General features: G+C 44.6%; 18 protein-coding genes. 10 read left to right on the forward strand and 8 right to left on the reverse strand.

Annotated features, from left to right (window positions below; translation table 11 throughout):
- Window positions 1–56 precede the first annotated feature (56 nt).
- Window positions 57–2,693: a PAS domain S-box protein gene (locus RSX24_RS07790; protein WP_343260189.1), complete on the reverse strand. Its 2,637-nt coding sequence runs from the start codon at window positions 2,691–2,693 to the stop codon at window positions 57–59.
- A gap of 343 nt (window positions 2,694–3,036) precedes the next feature.
- Here RSX24_RS07790 and RSX24_RS07795 point away from each other — a divergent pair, with 343 nt between their 5' ends.
- Window positions 3,037–3,864 (forward strand): manganese catalase, encoded by an 828-nt coding sequence (locus RSX24_RS07795; protein ID WP_343260190.1) that lies wholly within the window; start codon window positions 3,037–3,039, stop codon window positions 3,862–3,864.
- Window positions 3,865–4,040: 176 nt separating this feature from the next.
- Here the strand turns inward: RSX24_RS07795 and RSX24_RS07800 are convergent, their stop codons facing one another.
- The 3 genes from RSX24_RS07800 to RSX24_RS07810 all read right to left on the reverse strand — a co-directional run bounded on the left by RSX24_RS07800 (window position 4,041) and on the right by RSX24_RS07810 (window position 7,009).
- Entirely contained in the window at window positions 4,041–5,276 is a 1,236-nt protein-coding gene (locus RSX24_RS07800; RefSeq protein ID WP_343260191.1) for a CynX/NimT family MFS transporter, read from the reverse strand.
- A 220-nt stretch (window positions 5,277–5,496) separates the two neighbouring features.
- Entirely contained in the window at window positions 5,497–6,057 is a 561-nt protein-coding gene (locus RSX24_RS07805) for a helix-turn-helix domain-containing protein (protein WP_339272763.1), read from the reverse strand.
- A gap of 319 nt (window positions 6,058–6,376) precedes the next feature.
- Window positions 6,377–7,009, reverse strand: coding sequence for an FMN-dependent NADH-azoreductase (locus tag RSX24_RS07810; RefSeq protein WP_236412352.1), 633 nt, complete (start codon window positions 7,007–7,009; stop codon window positions 6,377–6,379).
- Window positions 7,010–7,141: 132 nt separating this feature from the next.
- Here RSX24_RS07810 and RSX24_RS07815 point away from each other — a divergent pair, with 132 nt between their 5' ends.
- The 3 genes from RSX24_RS07815 (at window position 7,142) to RSX24_RS07825 (ending at window position 9,800) form a co-directional block, all read left to right on the forward strand.
- Entirely contained in the window at window positions 7,142–7,501 is a 360-nt protein-coding gene (locus RSX24_RS07815; protein ID WP_343260192.1) for a winged helix-turn-helix transcriptional regulator, read from the forward strand.
- A 135-nt stretch (window positions 7,502–7,636) separates the two neighbouring features.
- Window positions 7,637–8,065, forward strand: coding sequence for a DUF1259 domain-containing protein (locus RSX24_RS07820; protein WP_343260193.1), 429 nt, complete (start codon window positions 7,637–7,639; stop codon window positions 8,063–8,065).
- 106 nt (window positions 8,066–8,171) lie between these two features.
- Complete coding sequence (locus RSX24_RS07825) at window positions 8,172–9,800, forward strand: GMC family oxidoreductase (protein ID WP_343260194.1); 1,629 nt, start codon at window positions 8,172–8,174, stop codon at window positions 9,798–9,800.
- Window positions 9,801–10,008: 208 nt separating this feature from the next.
- Here RSX24_RS07825 and RSX24_RS07830 read toward each other — a convergent pair whose 3' ends face one another.
- Window positions 10,009–10,890 carry a LysR family transcriptional regulator gene (locus tag RSX24_RS07830; protein ID WP_343260195.1) on the reverse strand — a complete coding sequence of 294 codons (882 nt, stop codon included), beginning with the start codon at window positions 10,888–10,890 and terminating at the stop codon, window positions 10,009–10,011.
- Window positions 10,891–11,020: 130 nt separating this feature from the next.
- Between RSX24_RS07830 and RSX24_RS07835 the strand changes: the two genes are divergently transcribed.
- Together RSX24_RS07835 and RSX24_RS07840 are read left to right on the forward strand one after the other, a co-directional pair.
- Window positions 11,021–12,097, forward strand: a complete 1,077-nt coding sequence (locus RSX24_RS07835; RefSeq protein ID WP_343260196.1) for an NAD(P)H-dependent flavin oxidoreductase — start codon at window positions 11,021–11,023, stop codon at window positions 12,095–12,097.
- Window positions 12,098–12,359: 262 nt separating this feature from the next.
- Complete coding sequence (locus RSX24_RS07840; protein ID WP_343260197.1) at window positions 12,360–12,707, forward strand: hypothetical protein; 348 nt, start codon at window positions 12,360–12,362, stop codon at window positions 12,705–12,707.
- A gap of 111 nt (window positions 12,708–12,818) precedes the next feature.
- Here RSX24_RS07840 and RSX24_RS07845 read toward each other — a convergent pair whose 3' ends face one another.
- Window positions 12,819–12,998, reverse strand: a complete 180-nt coding sequence (locus tag RSX24_RS07845) for an H-type small acid-soluble spore protein (protein WP_339272741.1) — start codon at window positions 12,996–12,998, stop codon at window positions 12,819–12,821.
- A gap of 11 nt (window positions 12,999–13,009) precedes the next feature.
- Window positions 13,010–13,180, reverse strand: coding sequence for a hypothetical protein (locus tag RSX24_RS07850; RefSeq protein WP_343260198.1), 171 nt, complete (start codon window positions 13,178–13,180; stop codon window positions 13,010–13,012).
- Between the two features lie 244 nt (window positions 13,181–13,424).
- Between RSX24_RS07850 and RSX24_RS07855 the strand changes: the two genes are divergently transcribed.
- Both RSX24_RS07855 and RSX24_RS07860 read left to right on the forward strand, forming a co-directional pair.
- Entirely contained in the window at window positions 13,425–14,114 is a 690-nt protein-coding gene (locus tag RSX24_RS07855) for a glycosyltransferase (RefSeq protein ID WP_236412933.1), read from the forward strand.
- 267 nt (window positions 14,115–14,381) lie between these two features.
- Entirely contained in the window at window positions 14,382–15,158 is a 777-nt protein-coding gene (locus RSX24_RS07860) for a glycosyltransferase (RefSeq protein ID WP_438286779.1), read from the forward strand.
- Window positions 15,159–15,236: 78 nt separating this feature from the next.
- Here RSX24_RS07860 and RSX24_RS07865 read toward each other — a convergent pair whose 3' ends face one another.
- A complete protein-coding gene (locus RSX24_RS07865; protein WP_339272736.1) occupies window positions 15,237–15,806 on the reverse strand; it encodes a DUF4062 domain-containing protein in 570 nt (189 codons plus the stop codon).
- Between the two features lie 401 nt (window positions 15,807–16,207).
- Between RSX24_RS07865 and RSX24_RS07870 the strand changes: the two genes are divergently transcribed.
- On the forward strand, window positions 16,208–17,506 hold the full coding sequence (locus RSX24_RS07870; RefSeq protein ID WP_343260199.1) for an NCS2 family permease: 1,299 nt from the start codon (window positions 16,208–16,210) through the stop codon (window positions 17,504–17,506).
- Window positions 17,507–17,752: 246 nt separating this feature from the next.
- Window positions 17,753–18,160 (forward strand): carboxymuconolactone decarboxylase family protein, encoded by a 408-nt coding sequence (locus RSX24_RS07875; RefSeq protein WP_343260200.1) that lies wholly within the window; start codon window positions 17,753–17,755, stop codon window positions 18,158–18,160.
- Window positions 18,161–18,328 lie beyond the last annotated feature (168 nt).

Consider the following 18,328-nt stretch of genomic DNA (forward strand, 5'->3'; position numbering starts at 1 on the left):
TGTTAATAAAGGAAATGAGCAGGCTGCAGGATCGCAGGCTGCTCATTGTTTGCAAATTATGAATGATTGATCTGGTTCTTGATATAATACATCTCCAGCACTTGCGTAATCGACTCGCCTTTAATAGGTTTGCTTACATATGCATCCATGCCTGCCTTCAAGCATTTGTCCATGTCTCCTCTTACGGCATTTGCCGTTACCGCAACAATAAATGGACATGATTCGGGGTCAAGCATTTCCTTAATCGCTTTAGTCGCTTCAAAGCCATCCAGCCGCGGCATATGCACGTCCATAAAAACAATATCATACGCATGCCGTTTGACAGCCTCGACAGCTTCGGCACCGTCGACCACCAGGTCTACAAAGTGTCCTTTTTTCTCGATCATCCTGCCAAGGACAAGCTGATTCACCTCATTGTCTTCCGCGATCAGAATCCGAAGAGATGCCGATTTGTTCTTTTTCTGTTGTTGATCGAATGTGCTGCTCTCTTCATTGTTGTTCAACTTGAACCATGCGGTAAATGCAAAGGTTGTACCCGGTTCATCCGATTCTTCGATCCAGATATCACCCTGCATCAGCTCCACCAGCTTTTTGCTGATGGCAAGCCCGAGACCGGTGCCTTGAGGTTTGCGAGTCATGAAGTTTTCCAGCTGGTAGAACGGCTCAAACAATTGTTGTCTTTTCTCCACCGGAATCCCTATTCCCGAATCCTTCACCGTGAATTGCAGCTGCACGTTGCTGCTGCACTGCTCTTTAAGGCCGACATTGATTTCCACGCCGCCTTCTGAAGTAAATTTAACCGCGTTGCCGATGATATTGGTCAGTACTTGTTTAAGACGGTAAGCATCGCCATGCACCGGAGTCGGAATGGCATCATCCAGACATACACGGATATCCAGATTCTTTTCGCGAACCAGTGGTTTTACGATCTGCACCGTTTCTGTCACGATTTCTCGAAGATCAAACGGATCATCGACCAGCTCGGTTTTGCCTGACTCGATTTTGGAAAAATCAAGAATATCATTAATGATGGCCAGCAAGGAATCTCCGCTCTTCTGGATAATGCTGATATATTCCTTTTGTTCTCCGCTGAGTCCCGGCGTATCCAGCAGCAGGTCCGTCATCCCGATTACGCCGTTCATCGGGGTGCGAATTTCATGGCTCATCATGGCGAGAAATTCACTTTTGGCCTGATTCATTCTCTCGGCCGTCTCTTTGGCAACGAGCAGTTTTTTCTGTTCGGTAATGTCCTTTGCGATCAGATAAAACCCCACATTGGCCTTGTTGATAATGATCGGAGCAAGCGTAGCCAAGACTTCGGTCTCGTGGCCGTCCTTATGGCGAATGGTGTTGATTTCCTTCTCGGCCAACTCGTAATTGCTGCGGAGAATCAGACCTAGATTAACGGCCCCGATAAACCTTTGTATGCTTGTGCCGCTCATTTCAGCCACGGGACAGCCTGTCATTTTCACCGCTACTGGATTGGCATTCATAATGTTCCCATCCATGTTAAACGAGATAATGGCGTCATGATTATATTTTTTCAGCGATGTGTACCGTTCCACGGTCTCCTGCAGCTTGAATTCAATGAGTTTCCGCTCGGTAATATCCTGCAATGTCCCATTTAACTGTACTGGCTTGCAGTATTCATCAAACGTAATTAATCCGCGCAAGTGAAGATATTTCTCGCTGCCATTCTTGCTGATGTATTTGTACTCGAAATCAAGCGGCTCGCCTTGTTTTACCCAGCCGATTTTTTGTTGCAGAGATGCTGCATCCGCGGGATTCATGGCTTTAAAAACATCACTTGCCCGATATCGTTGGGGAGTGCGTTCGAGTTCAAGAATCTCAAAAATTTGATCTGAAATGGCGATTTGGTCATTGACCATATCCCATTCCCAACTGCCGATCATCGCGATACGCTCTGCCTCTGCAACGATCTCTTCATGTTTTTTTCGTTCGGAGACATCTCGTCCAATGAAAAGGATCTGCTGTTCATGCTCAGCATTTCCGATGATTTTATACGTGGTTTCGAACCAAAGATAATGACCGTCTTTATGGCGAATCCTAACATTCAGCATATTGCCAGAGGACAGGTCCATCTGTGAGATACGTTCCAGATCTTGGGGATGGAAATATGCAATGTTATCCTGGCCAATTATATCTTCGGGCGAGTAGCCCAGCAAATGCTGAACGGAAGGGGAGCAGAATCGACAGACGCCTTCACAATTCGTGATATAAATGATCTCCTGAGCATTATCCGAAATCAGTTTGAACATCTCTTCACTGTGCAATAGCTTCTGTTCGGACGCTTTACGATCCGTAATATCCACAATATGGCATATGAAGTAAAGCGGCTCATCCGTCTTTTCGTCTCGAGCCAAGGAAACATGTAATGAAGTCCAAAGGACATTGCCATCTTTTTTGATGTATCGTTTTTCGTATTTATGTTCTTTCGATATACCTTCAAACAGCTCACAGGCATAGATCACATCTTGCGGCGAGTCCTCGGGATGCGTAATATCCTGGTAGCTGAGATTCAATAATTCCTCACTGGTAAAGCCCATCATATTGCAAAAAGCAGGGTTCACTTTCAGCCATTGCCCTGTCGGAGCAACGAGTGCAATTCCAATAGGCGCTAGGTTATATATCTGCTCGAATAATTCATGATGATCAACCTTTTGAACCTGCATTTTGAGCTCTCCTTTTGGTGTATAATACATCGTCGAAATTTAGTGTTTTGCGGATATCTTATGTTCAATAAGAAATCGTCGGTTAAAAACAACAATATGTGCTTAATACCCAGTATTCTAGCCAGTGAAACACCTCTTTTCAAGAGATTTGTGTCAAAGAAGCAAAAGCAGCTGAGCATTATTGGAGCAGTAAGGCATAGAGAATCCTGTCGAAACGATGGGTGAAACAAGCAGGAAAACGGGAAGGTTGGTTGATCGGAAAGAGTTTACCCTCTGTTTAGAGCGATGTGAAAGGGTTATATACTTTTAGAAATCAATCCAACTTACAAACGGAGGAAATCATATGTTTCGACATCAGAAAGAGTTACAGTTCGAGGTTAAAGTAGATCGCCCTGATCCGGCATTTGCACGCCAGGTCCAGGAAGTACTGGGAGGGCAGTTCGGTGAAATGACAGTGATGATGCAGTACCTTTTTCAAGGGTTTAATTGTCGGGGCGAGGAAAAATACAAAGATATGCTGATGGATATCGGCACGGAGGAAATTGGCCATGTCGAAATGTTATGCGCATTGATTAGCCAGCTATTGGATGGCGCCACACCTGCCGAGCAGCAGAAAGCCGCTGAGGATCCCGTTACAGCTGCCATTATGGGAGGCATTAATCCCCAACATCTGCTTGTAAGCGGATTGGGCGGCTTACCTACCAACTCTACCGGCGTACCATGGAACGGTTCATATATCGTGGCCAGCGGCAACCTTCTTGCAGACATGCGGTCTAATTTGCATGCCGAAAGTCAGGGCCGATTGCAAGTGGCGAGACTATATCAGATGACGAACGATGAAGGCGTCCGCGCGACTTTACGAAAAATGCTGGCACGGGATCGTTATCATCAATATCAATGGATGGCCGCCATTCAGGAGCTGGAAGAAAAGAATGGCGTCGTGGTACCGGCTTCCTTTCCGCCGGAGGCAGAGCAGGAGTCCCAACCTGAAGCCTATGAGTTCTGGAATCTCTCTGAAGGAACCGAATCCAGCGAAGGGTTATGGGCTAAAGGAAGCGCGCCCGACGGAACGGGGGACTTCGTTTATATATCAGAACCTGTTGCAAAAGGGCAAAAATACGAGCCCGTTGTTCCCGCCAAAGAACTTCATCATGACTTGGATCATAATTGAATTGGAAGAGAGTAAGGTTGATCGAATGCGAGAGCCGCCGAGAGCGATCGATGTGGTGTGCTTTGAGTGGAAAAAATACAGAGTATTCTGATTCCAACAACAAAAGCCGCATGAGCTGCGGCTTTTGTTCGTTATTTCACCTTCATCAATGGCTGCACAACATTTTTTCAAGCCTATTATCGTTCTTTCCGTGCCGGCACGGAACTAGTTCGGCCGCCGACAACGCGGTTTTTTGCTGCTCCCATACCGACTACAAAGAGTAAGACCGAAGCGCCAAGCAGAATAAAGAGCGGCAGGCTCCAACTATTCGTCGCATCATGCAGATATCCTATAAGGGCTGGGCCGATTGCGGCAAGAAGATATCCGACCGATTGCGCCATGGCAGACAGTTCCGCTGCTTGATGCGCATTTTCAGTACGTAATCCGAAAAACATCATGGACAAACTAAAAGCGAAGCCTCCACCAATTCCAAGGATGATGATCCACAGCAAAATGATTTCGGAGCTTCCGTAAAGAAGTCCGAGCGTCCCCGTCAAGAGCAAAATGGTTGTGATGATCACTAACAAACGTTGGTTAGACATGCGCCCGGCAATAACGGGAACTATAAAAGTAAATGGAAGCAGTGCCAACTGCATGATCGAAAGGTACCATCCCGATTGGTTGGAGTCAATTCCTTGCTGCTTTAAAATTTCAGGCAACCAAGCGATCAACACATAGAAAACCATGGACTGTATCCCCATAAACAAGGTTACTTGCCAGGCAAGAGGAGATCGCCAAACATTCACATCGTTACGGGCCGTTTGTTGACTCGTCGTGGCTGTTTGCTTCATTTGATTTCTTAATTGAGGTAACCAACAGAGGATCGATACAAAGCTGAGAATCCCCCATATTCCCAATGCTCCCTGCCATTGCAAACCTGCGTTCACGGCTAACGGTACACTGATTCCCGATGCGATCGCCCCGCATAAACTCATTGAGATGGAGTAAACACCTGTCATGGAGCCAATGTTACTCGGGAAATCCCTTTTGATTATACTTGGCAATAATACATTGCAAACGGCAATGGCGAAACCGAGGATAGCTGTCCCAATATATAGATTAACTGCGCCAGATAAGGAACGGATTACAATACCAACCGTCAGAAAGACGAGGGCAATCAAAATGAGACGCTCAACTCCATACCTACGTCCTAAGTTCGGTACCAGAGGTGATAATAAGGCAAAGGCGAGCAAAGGTACCGTTGTGATCAGGCCTGCTAATGTATTTGAAATATGAACGTCATCCCTTATGAGACTGACTAGCGGACCGACCGAGGTTAAGGGAGTACGTAGATTAGCTGCGATAAAAATAATGCCGAGAATGATGAATCCTATAGAGGATGGTACGGCTTTTTTAATTTGGTTGTTCGGCATTCTTCATTTCTCCTCCTGTATTTTAAACGGATAAATTGTTTTCTGCTGATTGAAAAAAACGATGCAATAACGTCCGCGCGGACAACAAAAGTATATTATAATATATTATTTTTTACAATAAACAAATTTAAATATATTTAAAATAATCAAAACAAAAAAAGAACTCCACATTCCGTTACGGAAGTGTGGAGTTCTATTTAGTAAGTCATATTTTCGAATTTTATGGACCATACTTTAGGGAGATATGGAGCACGGTTTCGCTATCTGTAGGGTTTGTATAAGCGTGAGGACGATCCGCTCGAAAACTGATCGTATCATATTGATTCAATGTGTAAGTCTCTCCATTGACTTGAATTTCAATGGAGCCTGTCATGACTGTCGCAATTTCAGTTGTATTCACATGATGGCCTTCAGGGTGATACGAGCTATGTGGCTGTAAGTAAGCCCGACACATTTCAGTATCGTTACTTTTAAAAACGGGTTCAATCATCCAATTTTTTTGATCATTCGAAAACCGCAAACCCTCGCCTGCTCGATACAAACTAACGGGGTCTTCTGATTTAAACAAAGCCATTAACGGTAAAGATATGCCCTTTGAAATTTTCCATAAAATCGCCAAGGTTGGATTTGTTTCGCCACGTTCGATATTCCCGAGAGTAAGTTTGCTTACGCCCGTTATTTCCGCTAAGTCGTCTAAACTCATGCTTTTTTCTTTTCTGTACCTTTTCAAGGCACCGCCGATCTGCAACACAAGTTGTTTGGATTCATCAACTTCATCCATTGGATATTCACCTCATCAAAAAACAGCTACAGTTATATAAACCGCACTAATCATTTTCACTAGGGCACTGCGAGTGCAGTACCATCTTCCAATCGCTGTTATCCCCAGATTTTTGGGATTCCCCTTTTCTAAGGAGAAAATCCGGTGATAAGCCTATGCTTCCGATGCAGCTTTCTTTCAGAAAGCTTTTAGAACGCTTTGCTTCTCCAGATTGGTTCTGCCTCTCCGTTAACGTGTGTTTGTTTTTTGCGGTTTATATAGTATATCGTTTATCTAAATTCTTTTCCATAGGTGAGATATGATGAAGCCACAACTGCGATTAGAAACGTTTGGCGACTTCCTTAGCATGTGCAATTGCTTTTTCCTTAATCGCTGGAGCTTGTTCGGATGATGCCGTTCCTTCCACAAAAATGGCTTCAATCGATTGAATCCCGTAGAAATGCAGAACCTTTTTTAGATAACTGTATCCCATTTCAATCGGAGCAAGGGGACCTTCCGAATAAACGGAACCGCTAGCTTGAATGTGTAAGGCTTTCTTGCCGGACAACAAACCTACAGGACCATTTTCGGTATATTTGAACGTTTTGCCCGGAATGGAAGTCGCATCCGTATAGGCTTTCAAAACCGGCGGGATCGAGAAATTCCACATCGGTGAAACATACACGTACTTATCGACAGCCACGAATTGATCAATAATGGCTTCATGACGGGCTACTTTTGATTTCTCTTCATCAGACAGTTGATCGAAAGACGAACCCGACCGGATCTTTCCCCACCCCCGTAAAACATCGGCATCGATTGGCGGAATATCCTCTTGGTACAGATCGAGATGAATAATTTCATCGGTTGGATTTGCCTCACGATAAGCTTCTATAAATTTTTCCCCTACCGCGAGACTAAAAGATGACTGGGAATCCAGGGGATGGGCGGTGATGTAAAGTACAGCTGCCATAAATAAAAACTTCCCTTCTGTAATTAAAATAAATACACTTTCTGGATTGATCATATCGTATATATTTTAATTGTGAAGTACGCACAAATATGTGCTATAGTATTAAAAAAGGTACTGCAAAGGAGGCAAGGCATGCCAAAGAACCCCGGGCATTGCCAATTCGTTGTGGCGCTGGATTCAATTGTCGGCAAATGGAAGCCGATGATTCTTTATCATTTACTTCAAGGCAAACCTCTGAGGTTTAATGAGCTAAGAAGATTGCTGCCTGATATCACTCAAAGGATGCTTACGCTCCATCTGCGCGAATTGGAAGAGGAAGAGATCGTGAAACGTGTCGTTTATCCGCAAATCCCGCCGAAAGTGGAGTACTCTATCACGGAATACGGAATGAGCCTGTCTCCGATTTTGGAAAACTTGCATCAATGGGGAGCGGCCCATATTGAGCGCAAGCAGCTCAACAAGGCGAAAAATGAACAAACCGAAACGGACTAGCGTTCGACATTACGCTAGTCCGTTTTCATTCGCCGCTTTATAAAAATGGTCCTATTATACATGCTAGCAGCCTTCACCATATCTTTCATCTCTCCATAGTATGTTGGTATATTACGAGATGGGAGGAATGAACAGATGGCAATTAGTCCGCTTTGTAGACAATTCGCTTCTATTTTGAAGGCAACACCGCAGGTGATTAACGGTGTTTGTACAGCTTCTACGGTCAGAAATAACATCAAACCTACGATTTTAGGCAAAAAAACCAGATCGTTTCTGGCCATCCCTCAGGCATTTTCCTTTGAGAACATTGGCCGTAACGGGAGAGCATTATGCCTTGGCGAAACTGTCATTTTGACCGCGGAAATCAATCCATTTATTTCCCGGCTGCGCAGCCATGGCATCAAGGTCACTGCGCTTCATAACCACTGGTTATTTACCAACCCTAACCTGTGGTATATCCACTTCGAAAAGAACGAGAAACCGCTAACTTTCGCGAGAGACGTGCGTGATGCACTTAACGTCTTGACAACAAAAACAGTTCGGCCTGTTATTATCAAGAAATAACCGAACAGGGGTCCGCCAAAGGCGGGCCTTTTTTTATTCCGCTCAGGAACAAAGGACAGGAAAAGGTAATATCCTGACATTAGCCTATATGCAGAGGAGAGCTTTGATGGATAGGAAATGGACATTCGATTATATTGTCGTAGGAACAGGTCCTGCCGGCGCAGTCATTGCAAAAATACTCAGTGATGATAAACAAACCTCAGTTCTTGTCCTTGAGGCCGGAGAAAACAACGATAAGGATAAGCCAATCCGGGATTCTACTTTTGCTCTTGAGCTGGAGGAACAATTTTTCCCGCAATACTTCTGGCAGGGGGAAGGGATTCCGCAAGAGGGGGTGGATGACCGATCATTTGAATGGACCACAGGACGCCTCTTAGGCGGTGGATCTTCGATTAACGGGGAGCAATATGTACGCCCGACACCAGATGTTTTTAGGGAATGGGAGAAGCTGCTTGGACCGCTGTGGTCACCAAGACGGGCTACGCGCCGGTTTAAGAAATTGGAAAAGTATAACGGAGAAACCGATAATCCAAGCGCACGGGGATATCACGGACGACTGGATATCAGGCAGGCACCAGTACACCCCACATCGATGGCCGAGAAGCTTACCGCAGCCATTGAACAGGCTACAGGCTTCCCGGAGATCCTGGATTATAATGACCCGAAAACACCCCTTGGTCCGTTTACAAGATGGCAATTGTATCAAGATCCGAGCGGTCGAAGGGAAAGTTCTTCGAAGGCGTTTCTCTCCTTGGATATTATGACCCCTTCCGGTCGCGGTGTAAAAGGCAGGAAACTAAGAGTGTTCTTTAAATCAACGGCGCTGCGCGTGCTTTTTGATCAAAAACGCGCTGCAGGCGTGGAATTTCTGAAAGAAGGGAAACGCGTTCGGGCCTACGCACGAAAAAAAGTGATTATTTCGGGCGGCATCAATAGCGCTCAGCTGCTCATGTTATCCGGAATCGGACCTGCCCCATTGTTGAAAAAAGCAGGTATCCCTGTTATTTTTAACAATCCTAATGTAGGCCAGAGGCTGAGAAACCATACGCTCAACACGGCCGTGTTCACAACGAATCCCAACGATAACGCCCTGCCTGCTAATGATCCGAATGCCCTTTATACAGGGGGAGCCTTTTTGCCCTCCCCGATGGAGCCGAGCGGAAATCGGCGGGCAGTACAGCTGATTGGCATCGGTTCCGACCGCCATTTAACGCTTGCACTCCTGTACTTGCGCCCTAAGAGCCGCGGTTTCATTAAAATCCAGAACAATGATCCGCTTAAAATCGTGCTTGCGGATGAAGGATTTCTTGCCAATCCCGATGACATGGAAGCCGTTAAAAATATTTACAGAATATATGTTAAAAATATCGCTGCCAAGCTCACATCCATCGACCCGGCGTACCGGCTTATTTCGCCAACTACCGATATCATTGACGATGACTCCAAGTTGGAGGATTTTATAAAAGAGAATTTTGACCATAACCATCACCAGCAGGGTTCGCTTCGCATGGCTCCTTTACATAGGGGAGGGGTTGTTGATCGGAGGGGAAACGTGCACGGGGTGAAGGATTTGATCGTTGCAGATGCTTCAATCATTCCATTTACGGTGGACGGCAATGTTTCAGCCCCTGCATTCCTTATCGGGTATACCATTGCTCGCCAGCTGCAGTTACAGGATAAGAAGCCTCAAAAACGTCAGGGAAAAAGACAGCCATTCGAGAACGAGGAAGAATAGGTTCGTAATCCGATCAGAACGAGTCAAAAAGCCCTCGATTTGGATTCAAATGCTCCCCCTTAGAACGGACATGGGATACCCCTTTGGATATTCCGATAAATTCTAAGGGGGATATTTTATGGCGATTAAAGGACAGAAATAATGCCCGGAAATCGGGTTATATTGCAGCTGTACTTTCTTATGCCTGTGCTTACATACGTAGATACCTTTAGATTAGGCTTATGGAGAGATTATTCCTCACTTCGTCTAAAAAAGCCGATAGTGCTGGTGTAATTAAGGTGTCTTTGCGCTTAACAAACAGAGTCGTTACAGAGGAATACTCAGTCGGCAGCCGGTGACTGATTACCTTTCCTCGCTCCTCATAATCAGCAATGATCGAGTAAGGGAGTAACGTAATGCCCAGCCCCGCATGAACACAAGCAAGAATCGTTTCAAGCGTACCGAATTCCATTAATTTTACCGGCAATAATCCTTCTTCTTGGAAAAGAGAATTAAGCCTGGCACGATATGAACATCCTTTAGGAAACACCAGCATCGTATGATTCTGCAAATCATGGATGGAATCAACCAAAGGGTGTTCGGGGGAAGTTACCAGTACGAGTGTCTCTTCAAAAACGTTCTCTTGACATAAATCAGGATGCTGGATCGGACCAGAAACAAATGCGCCATGCAGTTCATAATGGAGAACGGCATGAAGCAGTTTTTCGGTGGGCCCGGTCATGAGAGAGAAATCGACATGAGGATACTTTAAATGATATTTAGCAAAGACGCCAGGCAGCCGAACGGCTGCCGTCGTTTCCATCGAGCCGATGGACAGAGGGCCCGTAGGAATGGACGCATTCCCGACCGCTGCCCTGGCTTCATCCATCATATTTAATATCTTTTCGGTATACGATACTAAAACTTCTCCGGAAGGAGTAAGGGTAATTCCTTTTTTATGGCGATAAAACAACGTCGTCTGAAGCTCAGCTTCCAATTGCTGAATCTTGTTTGTCACATTGGATTGCGCATAGTTTAACTTTTTGGCGGTCTTGGAAATGCTGCCTTCACGAGCTGCTTGAACAAAAATCTCCAATAAATGAATGTCCATAAGTGAAATCTCTCCCTGAAACTGAAGTATCTGAAAACGAGATATATAAGATCATGTTTTCGAATTATACATGATGGATAAAGTCGGTGTAAACTAATGTGAAGATATTCATAATGAGGAGGGAGCAACGATGGCCATACAACTATATAGCAAATTTTGTGAACTTTTCGATATTCGTTATCCCATTGTACTTGCAGGCATGGCTGGAATTGCGAACATGGTTCCGCTCGTATCCGCAGTTTCTAATGCAGGGGGTCTCGGAACCTTGGGCGCTGCTTACATGACACCCGAAGAAATAAGGGATGCGATACAAGCCATCAGGAAGCTGACTCAAGCTCCTTTTGCTGTTAACATTTTTGCTAACGTTGGACCGGATCATTATCAAAATTTTAATACCGTTAATGAAAAACTGAATGCGATCCGTGACTCATTAGGAATATTACAACCTGATCAAAATGGAATTCATACACCAGATCGATTTGATGAACAATTTCGCGTGTTGTTAGAGGAAAACGTTCCGATTATTAGTACAACCTTCGGTTTATTATCGGATGATCACATGCAGCAAGCGAAATCATTAGGTATAAAAATCATGAATAAAGTAACAACTGTAGACGAAGCGATCCAGGCTGAACAACGAGGATGCGACGTTATCGTTGCTCAAGGCAGTGAAGCCGGAGGACATCGCGGGACATTTGATACGTCATCCAGACCATCTGGAGCCAACATCGGAACGATGGCGCTTGTCCCGCAGATTGTTGATCAGGTGAAAGTTCCCGTTCTTGCGGCTGGCGGAATTATGGATGGCAGGGGGCTGGTAGCTTCGCTTGCTTTAGGTGCGCAAGGGGTACAAATGGGGACAAGATTTTTAACCTCAGCGGAGTCGGGTGCACACCCGGTTTATAAACAGGCACTGCTTGAAAGTACGGAGGAAAGCACCGTGATCACCAATGCATTTTCGGGACGGCCGGCAAGGGGAATACGCAATACGTTTATCCAACATTGGGAAACAAGCGATATTAAGCCTCTTCCTTTTCCTACGCAAAATACATTAACACGAGAAATCAGAAATGCTTCTGCCCGTCAGAACAACCCGGAATATATGGCGCTTTGGGCGGGACAAGGCACGAGAATGCTTACAGCGGATCAAGCCGCAGGCGATATTGTGAACCAGATCGTGGAAGATGCCAAAAAAATCTTGATCTAACGCATTCTTAGACAAGAATCACTATACCTAAAAGGAGCAGATTATATTGCCTCTTATTCGTTTTGATTTAATTGAAGGCAGAGATCGGGAGAGTATCAAGCGTTTATTTGGATGTCTCCGATATAGAATAGAGGAGGCTCGGTATGAAGCTGTAATTATGATAAGATTTCTCCCATGTACTCATTTTACAAAAATAAGCATCTTCTGCTATTTTCCTTACTATATAATATAGTAAAATCACACTCGGAAGGAGGGGGTACCTTTGCCATATGCCGTCAGTTTTATTATAGCCGTACTGCTCACATCGCTATCCTATTTACTGGGCAGCCGTATATTTACCAATGGAATTGCAATGTGGCAGGCCGTTGTGATCGGTGCATCCGTAGTTTCACTCGGTGCTATCGCTGAGGCGCTTGGATTACCTATTTGGCTGATTGTTCTTATACCGTTTCCGGTTGGGATGTTGTTGTTATTTCTATTTTTACATCAGCCGCTATACATCTGGTTTATTACATATTTGATTATTCTTGCTATATATACATTAATTCACGTCATCGGAAGTTACTTTTTTGAGTTTCATTCTTTGATTCCTGCTTGGAAATTATCTTAAGGTAGAACTTATACGAGTTAACCGGAGCTTAAATGCTCCGGTTTTTTTGCAGGTCAAAAGGGATATGGCTGCATGGTAAAGATGAAAGAGTGATCCAAAATTCGTCTTATTCTACGGATGTTCAACCAGACTGGATAAAGGAACGGTCATTTCCTGCTCCGAGTTTCCGATCGGATAGATCCGCGCGGTTTCATCCTCATTGACATGCTGGATGAAGATAGGCGCATCCTGATAAGTTACATGTTTCATAATGCCTGACTCACAAATTTCAATCGCTCTTTGTTTGTTCATGGGAATTCTCCTTATTCTGAAGGCTCATTCGATGGATCAATACGACGATGGGCCGCCTTTTTTATTTCTTGGTCGAGTTTGGATGGTCCTTGAATGTCTGCGGCAGCCTCCATCTGATCGTTCAACTGCTGTTCGATCTGTCCGATTCCGTGCGCTTCCTGTTGTTGTTTGCTCTTGGCCAAAACGAACCCTCCATGTCATGATAAGATCTTTATTTCCTCTGCATCACTACATTGCTCCAAAGCGTAGGACCTTATGCAATAGTTTTTCGTTCAATCGCCAAGATCGGTTCAAGTGCCCGTTACGTCTTGCTCCGTTTTTCATACTTTATAGAGTCGGCAGTATTGAATAAAGAGATCAAGACCGTAATTCGTTGAGACAGGAATTGGGTTGCGTGATTTAGGGATTTTATGAGGAGGCGGTATGGTGACAAGAAAAGTCGTGATCGAGATTAATTTCAACAACTATGGTTTTGACCCGGAGCGTCTAACGAGGGAATGGCTGGTGCGGAGAATGGGCATTTTTCGCAAGTTTACGCTGAACAGCCTTAAGGCACAGACGAATCAGGATTTCCTGGCCGTCGTGAAGCTCTCGAAGGAATCGGGAGAGTTGATGCAGGAAATTTTGGCAGAGCAGGAACCGTTGCCGGCCAATATCCGTTTCGGTACGCATATCGAGAGCGTTCGCGCCATACTCGCCTTTGCGGAAGGATATGAAGACATTTACATTGCCAGACTGGATTCGGATGACCTTTATCACAGAACGTTTGTTCAGCAGCTTTATAACGTGCAGCCAAAGCCAGAGACGATGGCGTTAATTAATCAGAACGGGTATCTCTGGAACAGCGTCAACAATGAGATGGCACCGACGTTTCATCGTTCACCGCAATTCTATGTGTATCTGTATAAAACGGAGCAGTACGCCTCAGGATACCGCGTCAAGTTACCGGGGAGAGGCACCCATGGGAATGTCATCGATTTGCCGCATGAGCTGCTGCCTCCACGCAATTATATCAATGTCATTCATTCCAGCAATACTTCAGTAAAAAAGGTTCCGCTTAAAGACCGACTGAGTGAAGATCAGATCGAACAAGTATTACGGGAATTCATGGGCTGAACAGAGGCGTTCTTGATCGATGAGAAAGCTGATGTCATTGACGTTACCACGAAGAGAGATCGGATATCCGCACTCTCTCTTCTTTTCCCGGTTTTATAGAGGTGGAATCCAGATTCTGCGGTCGTTTGAATCGATGCATCAAAGCAATTGTCCGTTGCTGTTTTACCGAACATACATATACTAAGCGTAGACTGACCACCGGATTTCCCTTTCAAAAGAGGAGTTGAAAAAATTCGGGGTAACATCCTTGAACATCAAAGGAGGGCTATGTGCGTGTCTAAAGAAAAAAAGCTTGTCGTAGAAATGCTCTTTAATAACTGGGGAGCGACAGCGGATCGACTGACCAAGGGATGGATCGAATACAGAATAGATTTATTCATGAAATATGCACTTCAGAGCTTGCTTCTTCAATCTTCTCAGGATTTTACCTGCTACTTGCTGTATGATCCGAACTCAGAGAAGCTTATACAAGAAACACTAAAAAAGTATCCCCCGTTGCCTTCCAATATCCGTTTCGTCACACCTAAAGATTACCAAGCTCATGTCATCCAAGATATTAGAGAGTTCAGGTATTTGTACCGCGTCTATCTGTCCAGTGACGATATGTATCACAAAGATTTTATCAAAAAGCTGCATGACTATACACCCCGAAAAGACACGGTTGCCCTGATCCCACAATACGGTTACATCTACGATTCGGTACAACATCGACTGGGGAAATTTTTTTTCTGGCTTCCCAGCTACGGTGCAACCCTGATCCGTGTGGACGAATATTTGAGAGGACAAGCGGCCCGTACTTCCTGGCGCGATGCGTTTAAGGTGCCCAGGGAGTTCATTAATATCAAAGAACCCATCTGGATCAATCATATTCATGGACAGAATACAGGAACCACTTTTGACAATGTGTTGACTTGGAAAATAGCCAATGTTCATGATGCTTGTTCGTTGGACCCTTGGGATAACGGTAAGCAGCCTCGAGCTTTTTTCGGTCCTGAAATTACAGAGCCCAATGAGATCGAACGGATACTGAAAAACTTTTTTTAAAGGTGTCTTTCCAATAGTCATTAAAGGAAAAGATAAAGGGAAGACGGAAGAAAGGGGCCGGTTGTGCAAGCCCCTCTTTCATTTCTTTTTCTCCAATGCTGCTTTTAATCTTGCATTCTCCTCCAACAGCTTTTGAACGTCCGGGATATCCTTGCCGGATACCCAGCCATATAAATCGTCTCTAGCTGCATATTTCGGCAATTGATCGCGAAGTACCATTTTAATGTGCCGTAGATCTTCAACATAATAGATCGGGATTTGTTCCATGACGAATTGTTTGAACTCTTGAAACTGCTGATAATATTCAATGGCTGAGAAGTCGTATGGCTTATGTCTTAATGCTTCATCCGTGACAACAAAGGCAAATCGAGGTTTACCCGCTTCTCCCGCATACTCGTATTCCCACTGCGTATAGCTCTTGGTTTCATCATCAGGAAGCGTTAAGCCATAGAATCCGCCGAGAATTAGAATATATACATCGGACTCGTCGATCCATCTCTGCCTGATTTTCATTGGGCTTTCCTTGAAAAATTGCTCTATGCCAGCAGGGATATGACCAGCTTGAAGTACGGCTTCGACAGCGGTATGCCTTTCCTCAATCAGATCGTAGTAAGTAGACGATATGTAAATCTGTAATTTTTTTCTCATAGGTCCCACCCAAATGTAAGAATCGGTATCCTATAGAATCTATCACTCTCACTCTTTATTTGTCAAAATGGACTGGGGTACGAGAAAAATCAAAATATCTTTGAGCCTGATGGCAGTCAAGAGTCTAAAAAAACGAATAAATACGATATGTAATATCGATATCGTTCGTAAATAACTGTGAACAATCGGTTAATTCGTTGACAATGAGTGTTACGTTTATTAAAATACGAAATGGACATCAGGTTGAAACAGATATAAGTATCCTTATTTAAGTTAGAAGCTTGCTGTTAAATCCTAATGACGAATATAGGAGCGGGAATTTAACAATCCTATACGCAGATTAGGATTTTTTTGTTTTTATCTAACGTAGCATAATATGAAGGTTGGAGGCTGGCTTGACCATGGACAATTGGTTCAAACTCAAAGAAAGAGGCACGAACGTTTCAACAGAAATCATCGCAGGGATCACGACATTTTTCACCATGGTATACATAGTGATCGTAAACCCTGGCATACTCAGCAGCACGGGGATGGAATTTAACGGAGTATTCATTGCAACGGTACTTGCGAGCATTGTGGCGACTCTGATTATGGGGATATGGTCCAACTATCCGATCGTCTTAGCGCCGGGTATGGGTCTCAACGCTTTCTTTGCTTACAGTGTAGTCGCCGGATATGGCGTGTCTTGGCAGGTTGCATTGGGAGCGGTATTTATAGCAGGGCTTTTGTTTGTTGTTTTATCGCTTACTTCATTCCGTTACATGCTGCTGGATGCCATTCCTGCGAGCCTTAAGCACGCGATCACAGCAGGGATCGGACTGTTTATTACGACGGTAGGCTTGCAAAATGCCGGAATTATCGCCGATTCGGAATCGAATCTGATTACCCTCGGGAACTTGGCAGAGCCAATGACTTACCTGACGATTATCGGATTGATTATCACGGTTGTGCTGATGGCTTACAATGTCAAGGGTTATCTGTTCATCGGTATGGTGATTACCGCGATCCTTGCCTGGATGATGGGACTATTTCAAATGCCGGAATCGATGGTATCCATGCCCGAAGGCCTTACGGCGACGGCTTTCCAACTGGACCTGGCAGGCGTATTCTCTAACGGCTTGTATACGATCATCTTTACCTTCCTGTTAATCACGCTGTTTGATACAACGGGAACGATGCTCGGCGTGGCTGAACAAGCCGGATTGCTTAAGGATGGTAAATTTCCGCGCTCGCGCGGCGCGCTCTTGGCGGATGCCGTAGGGACGACCACCGGCGCTTTGCTCGGTACCAGCCCGACATCGGCTTATATCGAGTCCAGCACAGGGGTGGCTGCCGGAGGAAGAACGGGACTGACGGCGGTAACGGTAAGTGTACTGCTTGCACTTACGTTGTTCTTTACACCTATCGTAAGTGTCATATCCGGCATCCCTGCGATTACTTCTCCGGCATTGATTATTGTCGGGTACTTTATGATCAGCGTTATCAGCAAAATCAATTGGAAGGATCTCGAAGAAGCTTTTCCTGCCTTCCTGATTATCATCCTTACTCCGTTGACACACAGCATTGCGACAGGCATTGGCGTAGGATTTATCTTCTATCCTGTGCTTAAGCTGCTTCGTGGAAAAGGCAAGGATGTTCATCTGATATTTTACATTTTTGCGGTATTGTTCTTTATCCAGCTTGTATTCCTGGATCACTAAGAAATGGTCGAATAAAAAGGAGAACTGCTAGTTTACAGGCGGTTCTCCTTTTTTATTTCAATATGCTGGAAAAGCATGATAAAGAACGAACAGTTCTTGAAAAAACCGAATGGTCGTAATACAATGATTTTAATATCCGTTTCTGTACTCATCCGTTTAGGATAGTTGCTGTTATCCACACACGTATTTGGTTTTATGGTTACAGTTGGAATCACCATTTCTAGTTGAACGAAAGGAGGAGAACGGATGACCAGGTTATCTTACTCCAGTATAGGTGAAACTCCTTTTCAACGCTTGCTGGGTCATAATCCAGGTATTCAAACAAGTTGGACCAAGCTTGAACAAGCTTTTTATGATGACGGCCGATTAAGCAGCGAATTAAAAGAACAGGTTCGTCGAACCCTTGCCTACGGCAACGGATGCAAGTACTGCCAGGCCAAAGGAAAACCGGATCTGAACCAAGCTGATGTTAAAACCAGCCTGGCTGTAGCTTTTGCTGAATTGTTTCTGAATCATCGCTCAGCCATTGATCAAGGAACATTCGATGTGCTCCGCAACGAGTTCTCCGAACCCGAGATTGCAGAGCTGTGCTCGTTCATTTGTTTTACGACAGCATCCCAAACCTTTGGTTCGCTAATGGATTTACAGCCCTGAAAATACTGCAAAAGAGAGGAGGAAAAAAACACCGACGATGTATACAAGTCATGAAGATATGATAAACGTTATTTTCGTTGCTCAAAAGAATGAACAACTGGAAGAAGCATTGCTGAATAACACGCAATTAACAGCCTTATTGAATGCAAAGCAAGTGTGGATCGAGAA

It is taken from the genome of Paenibacillus hubeiensis, from assembly GCF_032334105.1.
In the GTDB taxonomy this organism is placed as follows: domain Bacteria; phylum Bacillota; class Bacilli; order Paenibacillales; family Paenibacillaceae; genus Paenibacillus; species Paenibacillus hubeiensis.

What these genes read in the sequence shown, in the direction of transcription:
- RSX24_RS07790 (WP_343260189.1), bottom strand. Translation starts at nt 2,693, where the DNA reads ATGCAGGTTCAAAAGGTTGATCATCATGAATTATTCGAGCAGATATAT.
- RSX24_RS07795 (WP_343260190.1), top strand. Translation starts at nt 3,037, where the DNA reads ATGTTTCGACATCAGAAAGAGTTACAGTTCGAGGTTAAAGTAGATCGC.
- RSX24_RS07800 (WP_343260191.1), bottom strand. Translation starts at nt 5,276, where the DNA reads ATGCCGAACAACCAAATTAAAAAAGCCGTACCATCCTCTATAGGATTC.
- RSX24_RS07805 (WP_339272763.1), bottom strand. Translation starts at nt 6,057, where the DNA reads ATGGATGAAGTTGATGAATCCAAACAACTTGTGTTGCAGATCGGCGGT.
- RSX24_RS07810 (WP_236412352.1), bottom strand. Translation starts at nt 7,009, where the DNA reads ATGGCAGCTGTACTTTACATCACCGCCCATCCCCTGGATTCCCAGTCA.
- RSX24_RS07815 (WP_343260192.1), top strand. Translation starts at nt 7,142, where the DNA reads ATGCCAAAGAACCCCGGGCATTGCCAATTCGTTGTGGCGCTGGATTCA.
- RSX24_RS07820 (WP_343260193.1), top strand. Translation starts at nt 7,637, where the DNA reads ATGGCAATTAGTCCGCTTTGTAGACAATTCGCTTCTATTTTGAAGGCA.
- RSX24_RS07825 (WP_343260194.1), top strand. Translation starts at nt 8,172, where the DNA reads ATGGATAGGAAATGGACATTCGATTATATTGTCGTAGGAACAGGTCCT.
- RSX24_RS07830 (WP_343260195.1), bottom strand. Translation starts at nt 10,890, where the DNA reads ATGGACATTCATTTATTGGAGATTTTTGTTCAAGCAGCTCGTGAAGGC.
- RSX24_RS07835 (WP_343260196.1), top strand. Translation starts at nt 11,021, where the DNA reads ATGGCCATACAACTATATAGCAAATTTTGTGAACTTTTCGATATTCGT.
- RSX24_RS07845 (WP_339272741.1), bottom strand. Translation starts at nt 12,998, where the DNA reads ATGAACAAACAAAGAGCGATTGAAATTTGTGAGTCAGGCATTATGAAA.
- RSX24_RS07860 (WP_438286779.1), top strand. Translation starts at nt 14,382, where the DNA reads ATGTGCGTGTCTAAAGAAAAAAAGCTTGTCGTAGAAATGCTCTTTAAT.
- RSX24_RS07865 (WP_339272736.1), bottom strand. Translation starts at nt 15,806, where the DNA reads ATGAGAAAAAAATTACAGATTTACATATCGTCTACTTACTACGATCTG.
- RSX24_RS07870 (WP_343260199.1), top strand. Translation starts at nt 16,208, where the DNA reads ATGGACAATTGGTTCAAACTCAAAGAAAGAGGCACGAACGTTTCAACA.
- RSX24_RS07875 (WP_343260200.1), top strand. Translation starts at nt 17,753, where the DNA reads ATGACCAGGTTATCTTACTCCAGTATAGGTGAAACTCCTTTTCAACGC.